Source organism: Streptomyces sp. NPDC020192, assembly GCF_044388685.1.
Lineage (GTDB): Bacteria > Actinomycetota > Actinomycetes > Streptomycetales > Streptomycetaceae > Streptomyces.
In genome coordinates this window covers 162,365-181,844 of sequence record NZ_JBIRXG010000019.1, presented here as the reverse complement: position 1 = coordinate 181,844, position 19,480 = coordinate 162,365, and the positions used below count along the sequence as shown (strand labels likewise).

The window sequence follows — 19,480 nt, the reverse complement described above, 5'->3', positions numbered from 1 at the left end:
ATGCTGCTTGTCCGGCTCGCCCAGGTGTCCCGGGACGTCGCCGCGACCGCGGCCCGGTCCCGGAAGACGGAGCTGCTCGCGGAGCTGTTCCGGGACGCGGCACCGGACGACGTGCCGATCGTCATCCCGTATCTGGCCGGACGGCTCCCGCAGGGCCGGCTCGGGGTCGGCTGGAAGGTGCTGAGCCGCCCGGTGCCGCCGGCCGCCGAGCCCACCCTCACGGTCCGGGAGACCGACGCCCGGCTCACCGAGCTGGGCAGGGTCTCCGGGCCGGGCGCGCAGGCGGAGCGGGCCCGGATCGTCGGCGGGCTGATGGGCGCGGCCACCGAGGACGAGCAGCGGTTTCTGCGCGGGCTGCTCACCGGCGAGGTCCGGCAGGGCGCGCTGGACGCGGTCGCGGTGGAGGGGCTCGCCCGGGCGACCGGCGCGGACCCGGCCGACGTACGGCGGGCGGTGATGCTGGCGGGATCGCTGCAGACGGTCGCCCAGGCGCTGCTCGCCGAGGGGCCCGGGGCGCTGGAGCGGTTCCGGCTCACCGTCGGCCGGCCGGTGCTGCCGATGCTGGCGCAGAGCGCGTCCTCGGTCGCCGAGGCGGTGGCGAAGCTGGGCGCCTGCGCGGTGGAGGAGAAGCTGGACGGCATCCGGGTGCAGGTCCACCGGGACGGCGACACGGTCCGCGTGCACACCCGCACCCTGGACGACATCACCGACCGGCTTCCCGAAGTCACCGCCATCGCACGGGAGTTGACGGGCGAGCACTTCGTGCTGGACGGCGAGGTGATCTCCTTCGGCGCGGACGGCCGCCCCCGCTCCTTCCAGGAGACCGCGGGCCGGGTCGGCTCCCGCACGGACGTGGCGAAGGCGGCCGGGACGGTCCCGGTCTCCCCCGTCTTCTTCGACGTCCTGGCGGTCGGCGGCCGCGATCTGCTGGACCTGCCGTTCGCCGAGCGGCACGCGGAGCTGGCCCGGCTGGTGCCCGAGCCGATGCGGGTGCGCCGTACGGTGGCGCGGGGACCCGAGGACATCGCGGCGGCGGAACGGTTCCTCGCCGACACCCTGGCCCGCGGGCACGAGGGCGTGGTGGTGAAGGCGCTGGCCGCCCCCTACAGCGCGGGCCGGCGCGGTGCCGCGTGGCTGAAGGTCAAGCCCGTGCACACCCTGGACCTGGTGGTGCTGGCCGCCGAGTGGGGCCACGGCCGCCGCACGGGCAAGCTCTCCAACCTCCACCTGGGCGCCCGCACCGCCGACGGCGGCTTCGCCATGCTGGGCAAGACCTTCAAGGGCATGACCGACGTGATGCTCGCCTGGCAGACGAAGCGGCTGCGGGAACTGGCCGTCGAGGACGACGGCTGGGTGGTCCGGGTCCGCCCCGAACTCGTCGTGGAGATCGCCTACGACGGCCTGCAGCGCTCCTCCCGCTACCCGGCCGGTGTCACCCTGCGCTTCGCCCGCGTGATCCGTTACCGCGAGGACAAACGCCCCGAGGAGGCCGATACGGTGGAGACCCTGCTGGCGGCCCACCCGGAGGTCACACCGTGACGGTGCGTGCGACGAGGCGCAGCGCGGGACTGCTGTTGTTCCGGCATACCGATGAGGGACTTCAGGTGTTGCTGGGCCATATGGGTGGCCCGCTGTGGGCGAAGAAGGACGCCAGGGCGTGGACGGTCCCCAAGGGCGAGCACGAGCCCGACGAGCCCGCCTGGGAGGCGGCCCGGCGCGAGTTCCAGGAGGAGCTGGGTCTGGCGCCGCCCGACGGGGAGGCCGTACCGCTGGGCGAGGTCGCGCAGAAGAGCGGCAAGATCGTCACGGTGTGGGCCCTCGAGGCGGACCTGGATCTGGCGGGTTTCGCCCCCGGCACCTTCACGATGGAGTGGCCCCCGAGGTCCGGGCGCGAGCAGGAGTTCCCCGAGCTGGACCGGGTGGCGTGGCTGGGCGTCGACCGGGCCCGGGAGCTGGTCATCACGGCACAGACGGCGTTTCTCGACCGCCTGGCGGAGCACACGGGCTGAGGAGGGTCTCACGCGTTGCGGACGGCACGCCCGCGCGCGAAGGTCGAGACAAGCCCGCTCCCAGGGAGGTCAGCCATGCCCATCGCGACGGTGAACCCGGCGAACGGCGAGACGCTCAAGACGTACGAGCCCATGGGCGAGGAGGAGCTGCAGCGCCGGCTCCAGCTCGCCGAGGCCACGTTCCGCACGTACCGGACGACCCCGTTCGCCGAGCGGGCCCGGCTGATGGACAGGGCCGCCGAGCTGCTGGACGAGGACCAGCCGGAGATCGCCCGGACCATGACCCTGGAGATGGGCAAGCCGGTCAAGCAGGCCCGCGCGGAGGCCGCGAAGTGCGCGAAGGCGATGCGCTGGTACGCCGGGCACGCCGAGGCGCTGCTGGCAGACGAGGAGCCCGCCGCGTCGGACGTCGAGGACTCCGGGGCGTCCCGGGTCCGGGTGCGCTACCGGCCGCTCGGCCCGGTGCTCGCGGTCATGCCGTGGAACTTCCCCCTGTGGCAGGTCGTACGGTTCGCCGCGCCCGCGCTGATGGCGGGCAACGTGGGCCTGCTCAAACACGCCTCCAACGTCCCCCAGACGGCCCTGTACCTGGAGGACCTGTTCCACCGGGCGGGCTTCACGGAGGGCTGCTTCCAGACGCTGCTGATCGGGGCGGGCGCGGTGGACGACATCCTGCGCGACGAGCGGGTGAAGGCGGCCACGCTGACGGGCAGCGAGCCCGCGGGCCGGGCGGTCGCCGCCTCCTCCGGCGAGATGGTCAAGAAGACGGTGCTGGAGCTCGGCGGCAGCGACCCGTACGTCGTCATGCCCTCCGCCGACCTGGACCGCGCCGCCCAGGTCGCCGTCACCGCGCGCGTGCAGAACAACGGGCAGTCGTGCATCGCCGCGAAGCGGTTCATCGTCCACCAGGACGTGTACGACGCCTTCGCCGAGAAGTTCGTCGCCGGGATGCGGGCGCTGAAGGTAGGCGACCCGCTCGATGAGGACACCGAGGTCGGCCCGCTCTCCTCCGAGCAGGGGCGCGCCGACCTGGAGGAACTGGTCGACGACGCGCGGCGGAGCGGCGCCGAGGTGCTGTGCGGCGGACAGCGGCCGGAGGGGCCGGGCTGGTACTACCCGCCGACCGTGCTCGCCGGCATCCACCGGGACATGCGCATCCACCACGAGGAGGCGTTCGGCCCGGTGGCCACGCTGTACCGGGCCGGCGACCTGGACGAGGCGCTGCTCATCGCCAACGACTCGCCGTTCGGGCTGAGTTCCAACGTGTGGACGCGCGAGGAGAGCGAGGTGGAGCGGTTCACCCGCGATCTGGAGGCCGGTTCGGTGTTCGTCAACGGGATGACCGCCTCTCATCCGGCGTTTCCGTTCGGTGGTGTGAAGCGCTCGGGGTACGGGCGTGAGCTGTCCGGGCACGGAATCCGGGAGTTCTGCAACATCACCACGGTTTGGCAGGGGGCGTGAGCGCCGCGGGGCTACCATCCCGTTTGTGAACCGCGAAGTGACTCTGCCTCTGATCGTCGACGACCGCGGGTCCTTGCAGGTGGCTGCGGTCGACGTGAGTAAGTTGCTGCGGACCGCGGGGGCTCGGTGGCTGCATCTTGTCGAGGGCGGGGAGCGGGAGCTGGACGAGGACACGGTCGCGGCTCTGACCATCGAGCTGGCCAAGCTCGCGGATCGCATCGACGTGGCCTGTATCGCGCACAGCAGCGGAGCGCCGTAGGTCCCCGCCTCGAGGGTGCGGGTGCGTCGTGACCGGTCGCGCCCGCGCGCTTCGGTGCTTCGCCTCGTAGCTCTTCCGGAGCAGTTCGCCAGCCGTGTCCGTCCCGGTGTTCTCCCCTCCCGCGACGTGCGGCTTCTTCCCCGTCCCTGACACGGCGTCCCCGGTCTGGAGTAGTCCGGCGAGAGATCGCCGCCCCCACGGGTGATCGTGGATGGACCACCTCCTGAGGTGAACCACCTTCTGACCGGCGGGCGAAGGCCTTCCGGAAGGCGAAAGCAGGCACGGTTCATGGCGACTTTGTGCAGACCGGCGGTGTCGGTTCCGGAACACGTGATCACGATGGAGGAGACGCTGGAGCTGGCACGCTCCCGTCACGCGGACCACCCCCAACTCCCGCTCGCGCTGCGGCTGATCGCGAACACGGGCGTCAAGACCCGGCACATCGTGCAGCCCATCGAGGAGACGCTCGAGCACCCCGGCTTCGAGGAGCGCAACAAGCTCTACGAGGCCGAGGCGAAGGCCCGGGTCCCCGCGGTGATCCAGCGTGCGCTCGACGACGCGGAACTCCTCACCACCGACATCGACGTGATCATCTACGTCTCGTGCACGGGCTTCATGATGCCCTCGCTCACGGCGTGGCTGATCAACGAGATGGACTTCGACCCCACCACGCGACAGCTCCCCATAGCCCAGCTGGGCTGCGCGGCCGGCGGCGCGGCGATCAACCGCGCGCACGACTTCTGCTCGGCCTACCCCGAGGGCAACGCGCTCATCGTGGCCTGCGAGTTCTGCTCGCTGTGCTACCAGCCCACCGACCTCGGCGTCGGCTCGCTGCTCTCCAACGGCCTGTTCGGTGACGGCATAGCTGCCGCCGTGGTCCGCGGCAAGGGCGGCACCGGCATCGAGCTGGAGCGCAACGGCTCGTACCTGATCCCGAAGACCGAAGAGTGGATCATGTACGACGTCCGGGCGACCGGCTTCCACTTCCTGCTCGACAAGCGGGTGCCGGCCACCATGGAGCCGCTCGCCCCGGCGCTGCAGGACCTCGCCGGTATGCATGGCTGGGACGCGTCCGACCTGGACTTCTACATCGTCCACGCGGGCGGGCCGCGCATCCTCGACGACCTGAGCAAGTTCCTCCAGGTCGACCCGCACGCGTTCCGGTTCAGCCGGGCCACCCTCACCGAGTACGGCAACATCGCCTCCGGCGTCGTGCTGGACGCGCTGCGCCGGATGTTCGACGAGGGCGGCGCCGAGCACCGGGCACGCGGGCTGCTCGCCGGGTTCGGGCCCGGCATCACCGCGGAAATGGCGCTGGGCCGCTGGCGCTCCGACCGAGAAACGGCATGAGTACGGCATGACCGAAGAGACGCTCACCGAGACCCTGCCCCCGATCCGGCACTGGCCGGCGCTCGATCTGACCGGGACGGACTTCGACCCGGTGCTGAGAGAGCTGATGCGCGAGGGACCGGTCACCCGCATCCAACTGCCCAACGGCGAGGGCTGGGCGTGGCTGGTGACCCGGTACGACGACGTGCGCATGGTGACCAACGACGCCCGTTTCAGCCGCGAGGCCGTCATGGACAAGCCGGTCACCCGGCTGGCCCCGCACTTCATCCCGGACCCGGGCGCGGTCGGCTTCCTCGACCCGCCCGACCACACCCGGCTGCGCCGCTCGGTGGCGCCCGCGTTCACCACGAAGGGCGTGGAACGGGTGCGGGACAAGGCCCGGGAGATGCTGGACGAGCTGATCGACGAACTCCTCCAGGACGGCCCGCCCGCCGATCTCACGGCGAAGATCCTCAGCCCGTTCCCGATCGCGGTGATCTGCGAAATGATGGGCGTCCCGGCCGCCGACCGGCACGTCATGCACACCTGGACGCAGCTCATCCTGTCCTCCTCGAACGGCAAGGAGGTCAGCGAGAAGGCCAAGCGGGAGATGGCCGCGTACTTCTCCGACCTGATCGGGCTGCGCGAGAACAGCACGGCCGAGGACGTCACCTCGCTGCTCGGCGCCGCGGTGGGCCGGGGCGAGGTAACCCTCGAGGAGGCCGTCGGGCTGGCCGGTCTCCTCCAGATCGGCGGCGAGGCGGTCACCAACAACAGCGGCCAGATGATCTATCTGCTGCTGACCCGCCCCGACCTGGTGGAGCGGCTGCGCGCGGAGCCGGAGATCCGCCCGAGGGCGATCGACGAACTCCTGCGCTGGATCCCGCACCGCAACGCGGTCGGCCTGTCCCGTATCGCCATGGTGGACGTGGAGATCCGGGGCGTGCGGATCCGCGCGGGCGACGCGGTGTACAACTCCTACCTGGCCGCCAACCGCGACCCGGAGGTCTTCCCCGACCCGGAGACCATCGACTTCTCCCGCAGCCCCAACCCCCATGTCTCGTTCGGCTTCGGCCCGCACTTCTGCCCCGGCAACATGCTGGCGAGGCTGGAGGAGGAACTCATGGTGGACGCCCTGCTGGACCGGATCCCGGACCTCAGGCTGGCCGTACCGCCGGAGCAGGTGCCCTTCAAGAAGGGCGCGCTGATCCGGGGTCCCGAGGCCGTACCGGTGACCTGGTGAGCCTGCGATGACCTGGACCGAGGGACTGCTCGTACCGCCGGGCCACGGCCGCGTCGTCGAGACGCCGGCCCAGCGGGTGACGTTCAAGGTCACCGGCACGCACTCGCGGATGGCCTCCACCTTCGAGGTGGAGGTCCCGCCGGGTTTCGACGTGGGCGCTCATGTGCACACGCGCAGCGAGGAGCTGTTCTACGTCCTGGAGGGCGAACTGGACGTCCTCGCCTTCGAGCCCCGGATCCGCACCCCCGACAACTGGCAGAAGTGGCAGTCGGGTTCGGGCAACAGGGTGGTCCGGGCGACTGCGGGCACGGTGATCGTGGTACCGCCGGGCTGCCCGCACGCGTTCGCGAACCCGACGGACACCCCGGCGAAGATGTTCTTCCAGGCGAGCCCGCCGCCGGATCACGAGCGCTACTTCGAGGAGCTGCTGGAGATCCTGGGAAACGGGGGCCCGCCGGACCAGGAGGCGATCGAGGCCTTGCGGGCCAAGTACGACATCGAGCAGCTGACGCCGCTCAAGCATCGTTAGCGCAGGGGCATGCCCGAGAGGGTGCGGGCGATCACCAGCCGCTGGATCTCGCTCGTCCCCTCGAAGATCGTGTAGATGGCGGCGTCCCGGTGCATGCGCTCGACGGGGTACTCCCTGGTGTAGCCGTTGCCGCCGAGGATCTGGATCGCCTGGGCCGTGACCCTCTTGGCCGTCTCGCTGGCGAACAGCTTCGACATGGACCCCTCGGCGGCGGTGAACGGCTTGCCGTTGACCGCCATCCACGAGGCCCGCCACACCAGCAGCCGGGCCGCGTCGATCTGCGTCCGCATGTCAGCGAGCTGGAAGGCGACGCCCTGGTTGTCGATGATGGGCCGCCCGAACTGCTCGCGGGTCATGGCGTAGTCGAGGGCGACCTCGTACGCGGCCCGGGCGGTGCCGACCGCCATCGCGCCGACGGCCGGCCGGGACGCCTCGAAGGTCGCCATCGCCGCGTTCTTCACACGCTCGCCGCCCCCGGCCTTCGCCCGCTCGCGGGCCCGGGCGAGTCGCTCGTCCAGCTTCTCCTTGCCGCCGAGCAGGCAGGAGCCGGGGACGCGGACGTTGTCGAGGACGACCTCGGCGGTGTGCGAGGCACGGATGCCGTGCTTCTTGAACTTCTGGCCCTGCGCGAGGCCCGGCGTGCCCGGCGGGACGATGAAGGAGGCGTGGCCTTTGGAGCCCAGCTCCGGGTCGACGACGGCGACGACCACGTGGACGCCCGCGATGCCGCCGTTGGTCGCCCAGGTCTTCGTGCCGTTGATCACCCACTCGTCCTTCGCCTCGTCGTACACGGCACGCGTGCGCATGGAGGCGACGTCGGAGCCGGCGTCGGGCTCGGAGGAGCAGAACGCGGCGACCTTGACATCGTTCTGGTCGCCGTACATCTGCGGGATCCAGGTGCCGATCTGCTCCTCGGTTCCGTTGGCGAGGACTCCCACGGCGGCCAGACCGGTGCCCACAATGGAGAGGGCGATGCCCGCGTCGCCCCAGAACAGCTCCTCCATCGCCATCGGGATACCGAGCCCGGTGGGGTCGAAGTACTGCTGCGCGTAGAAGTCGAGGGAGTAGATGCCTACCTTCGCCGCCTCCTGGATGACCGGCCAGGGAGTCTCCTCGCGTTCGTCCCACTCGGCGGCCGCGGGGCGGATCACGTCGGCGGCGAAGCCATGGAGCCAGTCCCGGACTTCCCTCTGTTCGTCGTTCAGCTCCATGGTGAACTCGGCCATGTCCCCTCCAGCGGCGGCAGTGCGATGTTACTAGCGGTAACCCGAGTCTGTTACCGGCGGGTAGGAAAAGTCAACCGGCGACGACGCCTCGGCATCCCGTTCGATGTCAGGGGCACAGTCAGTGTTAGTTTGCGCAGGCGTCACCGAATCAACACGGGTGGGGAGAACAGATGGACACCACACAGCGGACCGAGCAGCAGCGGTCCGCCGACCGCCGACGGCGCGAGCTGCTGGAGGCCGCCGACCGGGTGGTGCTCCGGGACGGCCCGCAGGCGTCGATGAACGCGATCGCGGCGGAGGCCGGGATCACCAAGCCGATCCTGTACCGCCACTTCGGCGACAAGGGTGGGCTGTACGCGGCCCTCGCCAAGCGGCACACGGACGCGCTGCTCGCCTCCCTGCGGGCCGCGCTGGACGCTCCCGCGGACCGGCGCGAGCGGGTCGAGTCCACCTTGGACACGTACCTCGCCGCGATCGAGGCGCGCCCTCAGGTGTACCGGTTCCTGATGCACCCCGCGGAGGGCAGCACGGGCGGCGACCAGGGGTTCGACGTCGGCAAGCACTCGGCTCCGCTGCTGCGGCGGATGGGCGAGGAGCTGGCCCAGGTCATCGAGGAGCGGGTGGATCTCGGGCCCGACAGCCAGCAGCTCGCGCGGGTGTGGGGGCACGGGATCGTCGGGATGATGCATGCCGCGGGTGACTGGTGGCTGGGGGAACGGCCTTGTTCCCGGGCCGAGTTGGTGCGGTCTCTGGCGGATCTGCTGTGGGGTCGTCTGGCGGCCGCGGGGGACAGGATCGGCGGTCCGGGGTTCTGAGTCACCGGTTCCAGGGAGCCCGGGAGATCTGCCTCGCCAGTCTACGCTTGCGCCACCCCGTGACGTGGTCCGCGTACACCCGGCCCTCCACGTGGTCGCACTCGTGCTGCAGGCACCGGGCGAAGAACCCCGTGCCGTGCACGGTGACCGGCTCCCCCGTCGCCGTGAAGCCCTCGACCACCGCGTGGTCGTACCGCTCCGTCCCCGCCTCCAGCCCCGGCAGGGACAGGCAGCCCTCCGGGCCCCGGAGCACCACGCCGTCCGTCTCCACCAGGCTGGGGTTCACCACGTGGCCCAGGTGACGTACGTCATCGTCGTCGGGGCAGTCGTACACGAACACCCGCAGCGGCACCCCCACCTGATTCGCCGCCAGCCCGACCCCCTGCGCCGCGTACATCGTGGCGAACAGGTCCTCCACGAGGACCGCCAGCTCGGGGCCGAATTCGGTGACTTCCCGGCATTGCTCGCGCAGCGCCGCGTCGCCGAGCAGGGTGAGAGGCCGGACTCGCCCGTGGGCGCCCGGAATGGAACCGTGTCGCATGGCCGCAAGGGTACGGTTCGTTCGACCCATGCCCGTCGCCCAGGTGTGGGCGCGATTCGGGTGTGCGAATGGATCTCGATAGGCTGAGGTCCCCACCACGCTGCCGGATGGCCCCAGGCGCGGCGCGTACGCAAGGAGGATCGAGAACTGATGGCAGGCAACTCGGACCCGCTCACGCCGCGGGCCAAGCTGGCCGTGACCGCCGGCAAGGCGGTCGCTGCGGCATCGCGCGCCGCAGGACGCGGCAGCGGGTCGGTGATCGGTGGCCGGGTCGCGCTGAGACTCGACCCCGACCTGCTCGCCCGGCTCGCGCAGAACCTGGACGTCGTCCTGGTGTCGGCGACCAACGGCAAGACCACGACGACCCGGCTCATCGCCGAGGCGCTGCGCGCCGCCGGCCCGGTCGTGTCGAACGCGCTCGGCGCCAACATGCCGGCCGGCATCACCTCGGCGCTCGCCGGCGGCTCGGACGCCAAGTTCGGGGTCATCGAGGTCGACGAGAAGTACCTGGCCGGTGTGGCCCGGGACACGAGCCCGAAGTGCATCGCCCTGCTCAACCTCTCCCGCGACCAGCTCGACCGCGCCGCCGAGACCCGGATGCTCGCCGAGAACTGGCGCGAGGGTCTCGCCGGCTCCAAGGCCGTCGTCGTCGCCAACTGCGACGACCCGCTCGTGGTGTGGGCCGCGTCCTCCTCCCCGAACGTGGTCTGGGTCGCCGCCGGGCAGATGTGGAAGGACGACGCCTGGTCCTGCCCGTCCTGCGGTGGCGTGATGCAGCGCCCCGGCGACGACTGGTACTGCGGCGAGTGCGGGTTCCGCAGGCCCCAGCCGAGCTGGGCGCTGTCCGGGGACCACGTCCTCGACCCGCACGGGTCCGCGTGGCCCATTCACCTGCAGCTCCCGGGACGCGCCAACAAGGCGAACGCGGCCAGCTCCGCGGCCGTCGCCGCCGTCTTCGGGGTACCGCCGCAGGTCGCCCTGGAGCGGATGTACCAGGTACAGGCGGTGGCCGGACGCTACGACGTCGTGCAGTTCCAGAACCGTGATCTGCGGCTGCTGCTGGCCAAGAACCCGGCCGGCTGGCTCGAGACGTTCTCCCTGATCGACCAGCCGCCCGCGCCGGTGATCCTCTCCGTGAACGCCCGCGGCGCCGACGGCACCGACACCTCCTGGCTGTGGGACGTCGACTACACCCGGCTGACCGGCCACCCGATCTTCGTGATCGGCGACCGCAAGCTGGACCTCGCCGTCCGCCTGGAGGTCGCGGGCCAGCACTTCCAGGTCTGCGACACCCTCGACCAGGCCGTGCAGATGTGCCCGCCCGGCCGGATCGAGGTCATCGCGAACTACACCGCGTTCCAGGACCTGCGCCGCCGCGTCGGCAACTGATCTTCTGATCCTCGAAGGGCGATCACCTCATGAGCGACAACCAACTGCGGCTGGTGTGGGTCTACCCGGACCTGCTGAGCACCTACGGCGACCAGGGCAACGCGCTCGTCGTGGAGCGCCGGGCCCGGCAGCGCGGGCTGGACGTGGCCCGCCTCGACGTGCGCAGCGACCAGCCGATCCCGACCTCCGGCGACATCTACCTGATCGGCGGCGGCGAGGACCGTCCGCAGCGGCTCGCGGCCGAGCGGCTGCGCCGGGACGGGCATCTGTACCAGGCCGTGCAGAACGGCGCGATCGTCTTCTCGGTGTGCGCCGGCTACCAGATCCTCGGCCACGAGTTCATCAACGACCTCGGCCAGCGCGAGCCGGGCCTCGGCCTGCTCGACGTGGTGTCGGTGCGCGGCGAGGGCGAGCGGTGCGTCGGTGACGTGCTCGCCGACATCGACCCGCAGCTCGGCCTGCCGCAGCTGACCGGCTTCGAGAACCACCAGGGCGTCACCCACGTCGGCGCCAACGCCCGCCCGTTCGCCCGGGTGCAGATCGGCAAGGGCAACGGCACCGGGGACGGCACGGAGGGCGCGTACAACGGGACGGTCTTCGGTACGTACATGCACGGCCCGGTCCTCGCCCGCAACCCGCTGATCGCCGATCTGCTGCTGAAGCTGGCGCTCGACGTCAACGCGCTGCCACCGATCGACGACCGCTGGTACGAGGCGCTCCGGGGCGAGCGCATCGCCGCTGCTCAGCAGCCTGCTTGAGCGGCGTGACAGCCGGATTCCAGCACCATCTCAGCGTGCTCCGGCAGCCTTGTGGTGGGCCCGCCTGACGGACCGTCCGCTCATATGCGCGGGCGCGTCCAGCAGGCGGACGCCCGCTACGGAGCGACCCCCTCACGCCGGTAGGGTGACCGGGAATCCGCCGGACAACGTGGTCCGGTCTACCCGGCCCACGTTGAGAAGGTATTTCGGGCTATGCGCATTGGTGTCCTCACGTCCGGCGGCGACTGCCCCGGCCTGAACGCCGTCATCCGGTCCGTCGTGCACCGTGCCGTCGCCGACCACGGCGACGAGGTCATCGGTTTCCGGGACGGCTGGAAGGGCCTCCTGGAGTGCGACTATCTCAAGCTCGACCTCGATGCCGTGGGCGGCATCCTGGCGCGCGGCGGCACCATCCTCGGCTCCTCCCGGGTCCGCCCGGAGCACCTGCGTGACGGGGTGGAGCGGGCCAGGGGCCATGTCCAGGAGCTCGGTCTGGACGCGATCATCCCGATCGGCGGTGAGGGCACGCTGAAGGCGGCCCGGCTGCTGTCGGACAACGGGCTGCCGATCGTGGGCGTGCCCAAGACCATCGACAACGACATCGCGGTCACGGACGTCACCTTCGGCTTCGACACGGCCGTGACCGTGGCCACCGAGGCCCTCGACCGGCTGAAGACCACCGCCGAGTCGCACCAGCGGGTGCTGATCGTGGAGGTCATGGGCCGGCACACCGGCTGGATCGCGCTGCACTCCGGCATGGCGGCCGGCGCCCACGCCGTCGTCGTACCGGAACGGCCCTTCGACATCGAGGAGTTGACGAAGAAGGTCGGCGCGCGGTTCGAGGCGGGCAAGCGGTTCGCCATCGTGGTCGCGGCCGAGGGCGCCAAGCCGAGGCCCGGCACGATGGAGTTCGACGAGGGCGGCAAGGACGTCTACGGCCACGAGCGCTTCGCCGGCATCGCCCGGCAGCTGTCGGTCGAGCTGGAGCACCGGCTCGGCAAGGAGGCACGGCCGGTCATCCTCGGGCACGTCCAGCGCGGCGGCACGCCGACGGCGTACGACCGGGTGCTGGCGACCCGTTTCGGCTGGCACGCGGTGGAGGCCGTGCACCGGGGCGAGTTCGGGCAGATGACGGCGCTGCGGGGCACGGACATCGTGATGGTGCCGCTGGCCGAGGCCGTCGAGACCCTGAAGACCGTTCCGGTGGAGCGGTACGACGAGGCGGAGTGCGTCCTGTAGTTCACCCGGGAACAACCCGCCCCCGGTCACGGCCGTGACCGGGGGCGGTTCTACTCTTGGGGCGGACAACTCGCACAACCCCCACGAAACAGGAGCCGCCGGATGGATCACAGCGGACACGGCATGATGATGGATCTGCCGCCGTTCACGCTGGGGCGGGGCCTCCAGTGGTCGGCGGATCCGTTCTTCCTGGTGGCCTGTCTGGCTGGGCTCGCCCTGTACGGCTGGGGTGTCGTGCGGCTGCGGCGGCGCGGGGACGCGTGGCCGGTGGGCCGTACGGTGGCGTACGTCGTCGGTGTGCTGACCGTGGCGCTGGTGATGTGCACCAAGCTGAACGACTACGGCATGGTCATGTTCAGCGTGCACATGGTGCAGCACATGGTGATCAGCATGCTGTCGCCGATCCTGATCCTGCTCGGCGCCCCGGTCACCCTGGCGCTGCGCGCGCTGCCCGTCGCCGGCAAGGGCCGCAAGGGGCCGCGTGAGCTGCTGCTGGCGCTGCTGCACAGTCGGTACATGCGGATCATCACGCACCCGGCGTTCACGATCCCGATGTTCATCGCGAGCCTGTACGTCCTGTACTTCACCCCGCTGTTCGACTCCCTGATGGGGTCGAAGGCCGGGCACATCGGGATGATGGTGCACTTCTTCGCCGTGGGCATGGTCTTCTTCTGGCCGATCATGGGCATCGACCCGGGTCCGAACCGGCCGGGATACGTGATGCGGATGCTGGAGCTGTTCGCGGGCATGCCGTTCCACGCGTTCTTCGGCATCGCGCTGATGATGGCGTCGCAGCCGATGGTGAGCACCTTCGAGCACCCGCCCGCCTCACTCGGCATCGACGCGCTCTCCGACCAGAACGCGGCCGGCGGCATCGCCTGGGCGTTCAGCGAGATCCCGTCGGTGCTGGTGCTGATCGCGCTGCTGTTCCAGTGGTACGGCTCCGAGCAGCGGCAGGCCAAGCGCAAGGACCGGGCCGCGGACCGGGACGGCGACAAGGAGCTGGAGGCGTACAACGCCTACCTGGCCTCGCTGAACGCACGCGAGGGCTAGCCGGAGCCGTCCCTTCCTGTCCCTTCCGGGCGGGATCGGGGGCACCATGGTCGTGGACGGACCATGAGGAGGGTGTCGCGATGCCCGGTTCCACGAACGGTTCCACGAACGGCTCCACCAAGGCGATGGGGGCGCTCACGGTCGGCGGGCTCGTCGTCGTGACCGCCTACACGGTCGCGCTCGGCAGCAACGGCTGGCTGTGGTTCGGCTGGGTGGTGCTGGGTCTGCTGACCCTCGCCATGGTCATCACACAGTCGTAGGTCCCTCGCTACGGGCGTGGCTGATTACAGTGCCCGCATGAACAGCAGGACCGCTTCCTTCGACGACCTCGACCGCAAGATCATCACCGCGCTGATGGCGAACGCCCGGACCAGCTTCGCCGAGATCGGCGCGGGCGTGGGGCTGTCGGCCACCGCGGTCAAACGGCGCGTGGACCGGCTGCGGGAGACCGGGGTGATCACCGGGTTCACGGCCACGGTGAAGCCGTCCGCGCTGGGCTGGCGCACGGAGGCGTACGTCGAGGTGTACTGCGAGGGCGCGGCCCCGCCCCGGCGGCTCGCGGAGGTCGTCCGGAACCATCCGGAGATCACGGCGGCGATGACGGTGACCGGCGGCGCGGACGCGCTGCTGCACGTGCGGGCGCGGGACGTGGAGCACTTCGAGGAGGTGCTGGAGCGCATCCGCGCCGAACCGTTCATCCGGAAGACGATCAGCGTCATGGTGCTGTCCCACCTGCTGCCCGAGAGCCCGGAGGCGGGCGCGACCCATCCGGCCCCGGAATGACGCGTCCTCCCTGGGCGGCGCGAACTATGCGCACCACTCATGCGTAAATCCCACCCAGAGCGCAGTGATGCTGCGTATGCGCGCAGCTTTTCTCGCTTGTCGGCCGTCGATCTCTGTTTCTACTGTTGTGTCACCCCTCAGTGACACACAGGAAACCGGAGGAAACCCTCTGTGGCCACAAGCCGTGTGCCGCGTTCCCGGCGCTTTCTCGTCTGTGAACCCAGACATTTCGCCGTCAGCTACGCGATCAATCCCTGGATGCATCCCGACCGACCGGTCGACGTGGATCTCGCCCAGGAGCAGTGGCAGGCGCTGATCCGCGCCTACCGCACCCACGGGCACACCGTCGAGTCGGTCGAGCCGGTGCCCGGCCTGCCCGACATGGTCTTCGCCGCCAACGCGGCGTTCGTGGTCGGCGGCCGGGTCTTCGGCTCGCTGTTCCACGCGCCCGAACGGCGCCCCGAGTCGGTGCACTACGACACCTGGTTCAAGACGGCGGGCTACGACGTGTACCGCCCCGAGTCGGTGGCCGAGGGCGAGGGAGACCTGGTGTGGACGGGCCGGTACGTGCTCGCCGGCACGGGGTTCCGCACCACCCGTGAGGCGCACCGGGAGGCGCAGGAGTTCCTCGGCCACCCGGTGATCGGCCTGACCCTGGTGGACCCGTACTTCTACCACCTGGACACGGCGCTGTTCGTGCTCGACGACGACAACGTCTGCTACTACCCCGAGGCGTTCTCGGCGGGCAGCCGCGAGGTGCTGCGCCGGCTGTACCCGGACGCGGTGCTCGCCACCCGCGAGGACGCGATGGTGTGGGGCCTCAACTCCGTGTCCGACGGCCGCAACGTCTTCATCGCCCCGCAGGCCGAGGCGCTCGCCGAGAACCTCGCCGGCCACGGCTACGTCCCCGTCCCCGTCGACCTGTCGGAGTTCCACAAGGCCGGCGGTGGCATCAAGTGCTGCACCCAGGAGATCCGCTGATGACCGCACCCGCCCAGGCTCGTACGTCCGCCGAGCTGATCCGCGCGGAGGAGCCGGTCCTCGCGCACAACTACCACCCGCTGCCCGTGGTCGTCGCCCGGGCCGAGGGCACCTGGGTCGAGGACGTCGAGGGCCGGCGCTATCTCGACATGCTCGCGGGCTACTCGGCGCTGAACTTCGGCCACCGCCACCCGGCGCTGATCGAGGCCGCGCACCGCCAGCTCGACCAGCTGACGCTCACCTCCCGCGCCTTCCACAACGACCGGCTCGCCGAGTTCGCCGAGCGGCTCGCGGAGCTGACCGGGCTGGACATGGTGCTGCCGATGAACACCGGCGCGGAGGCCGTGGAGAGCGCCGTCAAGGTGGCCCGCAAGTGGGCGTACGACGTCAAGGGCGTCCCGGACGGACAGGCCACGATCGTCGTCGCGGCGGAGAACTTCCACGGCCGTACGACGACCATCGTCAGCTTCTCCACCGACGAGACGGCCCGCAGCGGCTTCGGCCCGTTCACGCCCGGCTTCAAGGTCGTGCCGTACGACGACCTGGCCGCGCTGGAGGAGGCGGTCGACGAGACGACGGCGGCGGTGCTGATCGAGCCCATCCAGGGCGAGGCCGGCGTCGTCATCCCCGCCGCCGGCTATCTCGCCGGGGTGCGCGAGCTGACCCGGCGCAAGGGCTGTCTGTTCATCGCGGACGAGATCCAGTCGGGCCTCGGCCGTACCGGCCGTACCCTCGCCGTCGAGCACGAGGACGTCGTGCCGGACGTGCTGCTCCTCGGCAAGGCGCTCGGCGGCGGCATCGTGCCGGTGTCGGCGGTGGTGGCCCGGCGCGAGGTGCTGGGCGTGCTGCACCCGGGCGAGCACGGCTCCACGTTCGGCGGCAACCCGCTCGCGGCGGCGGTCGGCACGGCCGTGATCGACCTGCTGGAGACCGGCGAGTTCCAGCGGCGGGCCACCGAGCTGGGCGTGCTCCTGCGCGACGGGCTCGCCGAGCTGACCGGGCACGGCGTGGTCGGCTTCCGGGCGCGCGGACTGTGGGCGGGCGTCGACATCGACCCGGCGATCGGCAGCGGGCGCGAGGTCAGTGAGCGGCTGATGCGGGAGGGAGTCCTGGTGAAGGACACCCATGGCTCCACCATCCGGCTGGCGCCCCCGCTGACCATCACGGCGGAGGAGCTGCGCTCGGCGCTGGCGGCACTGGAGAAGGTGCTCGGTTCGTGACCGGGGGCGGGGGCGGTCGTACGCCGCCCCCGCCGCTTCGAGAGGCCCCCGCCGGACGCCCGAAGGGTGAAGATTGAGCCACGAGGGGGTAGAACCACTCTCAGCGACAGAGAGGCCGGCCGTGGGCACTCACGAGAAGCAGGACGCTGCCCCGCAGCGGTTCGACGTGGCCGATGCCGCGCCCCTGCTGCTCGACGCCCGGGGCGTGGTGACCAGCTGGACCCGGGGTGCCCAGCGGCTGCTGACGTACACGGCCGCCGAGGTGGTGGGCACCGACGCGACCGGTCTGCTGTCCGCCGAGGACGCCGCGCGGGTGCCCGAGCTGGCCGAGCGGTGCCGCAGGGACGGCGGCTGGGCGGGGCTGCTGACCGCGCGCCGCAAGAACGGGCAGCCGGTCCGGGTGATGGTGCGGGTCACTCCCGCGATGGAACCCGGCGGCGCGCCGCACTGGCTGGTTCTGGTCTCCGACGTCTCCGGGGCCCGCGGCTGGGACATGAGCCGCGCGGTGCTGGAGCAGATGGTGGCCGAGTCCCCCGTCGGCATCGCGATCGTGGACACCGATCTGCGCTGCGTGTGGTCGAACACGGCCCTGGAGAGCTACGGCGGCGGCTCCCCGCGGCAGCGGCTGGGGCGCCGGCTGGCGGAGATCCAGCCGGGCATCGACTCCGAGGGCATCGAGACGCAGATGCGGCGCGTGCTGAAGACCGGCCGCCCGATCGTCGGGTACGAACATGTGGGCAAGGTGCGCTCCGCGCCGCTCCGGGAGACGGCGCACATGATGTCGTTCACCCGCCTCGACGACGACCAGGGCCACCCGATGGGCGTGTACTACACCGTCGTCGACATCACCGACCGGCACCGCGCCCGGCAGCGTCTCGCCCTGCTGGACCGGGCCGGCGAGCAGATCGGCCGCAGCCTGGACATCGTACGGACCGCGCAGGAACTGGCCGACGTGGCCGTGCAGGACTTCGCCGACTTCGTCATGGTGGACCTGCTGGAGTCCGTGCTGCGGGGCGCGGAGCCCGAGCCGCCGGGCGACACGGATCGGGTGCCGCTGCGGCGCGCCGCGCACCAGTCGGTGGACCCGGGGGTCCCGGAGGCCCTCGTCGGGATCGGTGAGGTGGCCAGCTATCTCGCCGGATCGCCCCTGATCCGCTGTCTGACCACCGGCCGCTCCTGGCGCGAGGAACGGCTCGAGCCGCTGGCCGGGGGGTGGGCCGCGGACATCCCGAGCGACCGGGAGGAGACCTTCCCGGACCTGGGTCTGCACAGCGTGATGATCGTGCCCGTCCGCGCGCGGGGCGTCACGCTGGGCGTCACCTCCTTCTTCCGGCGCCATCACCAGGACCCGTTCGACGAGGACGACCTGAGTCTCGCCGAGGACCTGGTGTCCCGGGCGGCGGTCTGCGTGGACAACGCCCGCCGCTACACCCGCGAGCGGGAGGCGGCCCTGGTCCTGCAGCGCAGCCTGCTGCCGCAGCGGATGCCCGAGCAAGCGGCGGTGGAGGTGGCCGCCTGTTACCGGCCGGCGGATGAGCTGACCGGCCTCGGCGGCGACTGGTACGACCTCATCCCGCTGTCCGGTGCGCGTGTCGCCCTGGTCGTGGGCGAGGTGCCGGGGCACGGGATCGACGCCGCCGCGGCCATGGGGCGGCTGCGCACCGCCGTCCGCACCCTCGCGGCACTCGATCTGCCGCCCGAGGAGGTCCTCGCGCACCTCGACGACCTGGTGGCGCGGACGGCCGACGAGGAGGGCGGGCCGCCCGAGCCTCCGGTGGCGGCCGGCGCGGAGTCGGTGGGCTCGGGGTGTCTGTACGTCGTCTACGACCCCGTCGACGGGCGGTGCAGAATGGCCGCCGCCGGCCATCCCGCGCCCGCCGTCGTCCGGCCCGACGGCGCCGTCGGCTTCGTCGCCCTCCCGCAGGGGCCGCCGCTCGGGGTGGGCGGTGCGCCCTTCGAGGCGGTCGAGCTGACCCTGGCCGAGGGCAGCACGCTGGCCCTGCACACCGACGGTCTGCTCGCGCACGGGTACGGCGACGGGACGGCCGACGCGGACCGCGACCGGCTGCGCCGCGCCCTGGAGGAGCGCGGCGACTCGCTCGACCTGTGCTGCCGGACGGTCATCGACACCCTGGTCCCCGCCCGGCCGCACGACGACGTGGCCCTGCTGCTGGCCCGCACCAGGCTGCTCGGCGCCGGCCGGGTCGCCGACTGGGAGCTGCCCGCCGACCCGGCCGTGGTCGCCGACGCCCGCAAGGAGGCCGCCCGGCAGCTGGACGAGTGGGGTCTGGAGGAGCTGGCGTTCACGCTCGAACTGGTCGTGAGCGAGCTGGTCACCAATGCCATCCGGCACGCCGAGGCTCCCATCCGGCTCCGGCTGATCAGGAACCGGACGCTGATCTGCGAGGTCTCCGACGGCAGTGCCACGGCGCCGCATCTGCGTCATCCGCGTGCCATGGACGAGGGCGGCCGCGGACTGCTGCTGGTCTCCCAGTTCACCCAGCGCTGGGGGACCCGCTTCGTACCCGGCGGGAAGGTGATCTGGGCCGAGCAGTCCCTGACGGATCCGCCGGCCTGACATGCGAGGCACGCACATACGTCGCACGAGGTGGGAAAATGGCGTGACTCCGGTGGATGGACGGTAG

Annotated in this window: 19 protein-coding genes; 17 read left to right on the top strand and 2 right to left on the bottom strand. The window is 71.3% G+C overall.

Going from position 1 to position 19,480, the window contains the following annotated elements:
- From ACH47Z_RS32010 to ACH47Z_RS31980, 7 genes are all read left to right on the top strand, one after another.
- Window positions 1–1,539: an ATP-dependent DNA ligase gene (locus ACH47Z_RS32010; protein WP_399079917.1), complete on the top strand. Its 1,539-nt coding sequence runs from the start codon at window positions 1–3 to the stop codon at window positions 1,537–1,539.
- On the top strand, window positions 1,536–2,009 hold the full coding sequence (locus ACH47Z_RS32005; protein ID WP_399079915.1) for an NUDIX domain-containing protein: 474 nt from the start codon (window positions 1,536–1,538) through the stop codon (window positions 2,007–2,009). The genes ACH47Z_RS32010 and ACH47Z_RS32005 overlap by 4 nt, the downstream gene beginning before the upstream one ends.
- A gap of 75 nt (window positions 2,010–2,084) precedes the next feature.
- Complete coding sequence (locus ACH47Z_RS32000) at window positions 2,085–3,470, top strand: NADP-dependent succinic semialdehyde dehydrogenase (RefSeq protein ID WP_399079913.1); 1,386 nt, start codon at window positions 2,085–2,087, stop codon at window positions 3,468–3,470.
- 25 nt (window positions 3,471–3,495) lie between these two features.
- The gene (locus ACH47Z_RS31995) at window positions 3,496–3,729 is read left to right on the top strand and encodes a DUF6213 family protein (protein WP_399079911.1); all 234 of its coding nucleotides are present in this window, start codon (window positions 3,496–3,498) and stop codon (window positions 3,727–3,729) included.
- A 240-nt stretch (window positions 3,730–3,969) separates the two neighbouring features.
- Window positions 3,970–5,079: a type III polyketide synthase gene (locus ACH47Z_RS31990; protein WP_399079962.1), complete on the top strand. Its 1,110-nt coding sequence runs from the start codon at window positions 3,970–3,972 to the stop codon at window positions 5,077–5,079.
- Between the two features lie 7 nt (window positions 5,080–5,086).
- Window positions 5,087–6,301 carry a cytochrome P450 gene (locus tag ACH47Z_RS31985; protein WP_399079909.1) on the top strand — a complete coding sequence of 405 codons (1,215 nt, stop codon included), beginning with the start codon at window positions 5,087–5,089 and terminating at the stop codon, window positions 6,299–6,301.
- Between the two features lie 7 nt (window positions 6,302–6,308).
- On the top strand, window positions 6,309–6,830 hold the full coding sequence (locus ACH47Z_RS31980; RefSeq protein ID WP_399079907.1) for a cupin domain-containing protein: 522 nt from the start codon (window positions 6,309–6,311) through the stop codon (window positions 6,828–6,830).
- Here ACH47Z_RS31980 and ACH47Z_RS31975 read toward each other — a convergent pair.
- The gene (locus tag ACH47Z_RS31975; protein WP_399079905.1) at window positions 6,827–8,056 is read right to left on the bottom strand and encodes an acyl-CoA dehydrogenase family protein; all 1,230 of its coding nucleotides are present in this window, start codon (window positions 8,054–8,056) and stop codon (window positions 6,827–6,829) included. The two genes, ACH47Z_RS31980 and ACH47Z_RS31975, sit on opposite strands and share 4 nt — an antisense overlap.
- A 170-nt stretch (window positions 8,057–8,226) precedes the next feature.
- Between ACH47Z_RS31975 and ACH47Z_RS31970 the strand changes: the two genes are divergently transcribed.
- Window positions 8,227–8,871 carry a TetR family transcriptional regulator gene (locus tag ACH47Z_RS31970; RefSeq protein WP_399079902.1) on the top strand — a complete coding sequence of 215 codons (645 nt, stop codon included), beginning with the start codon at window positions 8,227–8,229 and terminating at the stop codon, window positions 8,869–8,871.
- Between the two features lies 1 nt (window position 8,872).
- Here the strand turns inward: ACH47Z_RS31970 and def are convergent, their stop codons facing one another.
- Window positions 8,873–9,412: a peptide deformylase gene (def, locus tag ACH47Z_RS31965; RefSeq protein WP_399079900.1), complete on the bottom strand. Its 540-nt coding sequence runs from the start codon at window positions 9,410–9,412 to the stop codon at window positions 8,873–8,875.
- Between the two features lie 150 nt (window positions 9,413–9,562).
- Between def and ACH47Z_RS31960 the strand changes: the two genes are divergently transcribed.
- The 9 genes from ACH47Z_RS31960 (at window position 9,563) to ACH47Z_RS31920 (ending at window position 19,413) form a co-directional block, all read left to right on the top strand.
- Window positions 9,563–10,801, top strand: a complete 1,239-nt coding sequence (locus ACH47Z_RS31960; RefSeq protein WP_399079898.1) for a MurT ligase domain-containing protein — start codon at window positions 9,563–9,565, stop codon at window positions 10,799–10,801.
- Between the two features lie 29 nt (window positions 10,802–10,830).
- The gene (locus ACH47Z_RS31955; RefSeq protein ID WP_399079896.1) at window positions 10,831–11,559 is read left to right on the top strand and encodes a type 1 glutamine amidotransferase; all 729 of its coding nucleotides are present in this window, start codon (window positions 10,831–10,833) and stop codon (window positions 11,557–11,559) included.
- A 213-nt stretch (window positions 11,560–11,772) separates the two neighbouring features.
- A complete protein-coding gene (locus tag ACH47Z_RS31950; protein ID WP_399079894.1) occupies window positions 11,773–12,798 on the top strand; it encodes a 6-phosphofructokinase in 1,026 nt (341 codons plus the stop codon).
- Between the two features lie 102 nt (window positions 12,799–12,900).
- The gene (locus ACH47Z_RS31945; protein ID WP_399079892.1) at window positions 12,901–13,851 is read left to right on the top strand and encodes a cytochrome c oxidase assembly protein; all 951 of its coding nucleotides are present in this window, start codon (window positions 12,901–12,903) and stop codon (window positions 13,849–13,851) included.
- A gap of 80 nt (window positions 13,852–13,931) precedes the next feature.
- Window positions 13,932–14,111 (top strand): hypothetical protein, encoded by a 180-nt coding sequence (locus ACH47Z_RS31940; protein WP_399079889.1) that lies wholly within the window; start codon window positions 13,932–13,934, stop codon window positions 14,109–14,111.
- A 37-nt stretch (window positions 14,112–14,148) separates the two neighbouring features.
- Window positions 14,149–14,634, top strand: a complete 486-nt coding sequence (locus ACH47Z_RS31935; protein WP_399079887.1) for an Lrp/AsnC family transcriptional regulator — start codon at window positions 14,149–14,151, stop codon at window positions 14,632–14,634.
- A gap of 171 nt (window positions 14,635–14,805) precedes the next feature.
- Complete coding sequence (gene ddaH, locus ACH47Z_RS31930) at window positions 14,806–15,615, top strand: dimethylargininase (RefSeq protein ID WP_399079885.1); 810 nt, start codon at window positions 14,806–14,808, stop codon at window positions 15,613–15,615.
- Window positions 15,615–16,835, top strand: a complete 1,221-nt coding sequence (gene rocD, locus ACH47Z_RS31925) for an ornithine--oxo-acid transaminase (protein WP_399079884.1) — start codon at window positions 15,615–15,617, stop codon at window positions 16,833–16,835. The genes ddaH and rocD overlap by 1 nt, the downstream gene beginning before the upstream one ends.
- 121 nt (window positions 16,836–16,956) lie before the next feature.
- The gene (locus tag ACH47Z_RS31920) at window positions 16,957–19,413 is read left to right on the top strand and encodes a SpoIIE family protein phosphatase (protein WP_399079882.1); all 2,457 of its coding nucleotides are present in this window, start codon (window positions 16,957–16,959) and stop codon (window positions 19,411–19,413) included.
- Window positions 19,414–19,480 lie beyond the last annotated feature (67 nt).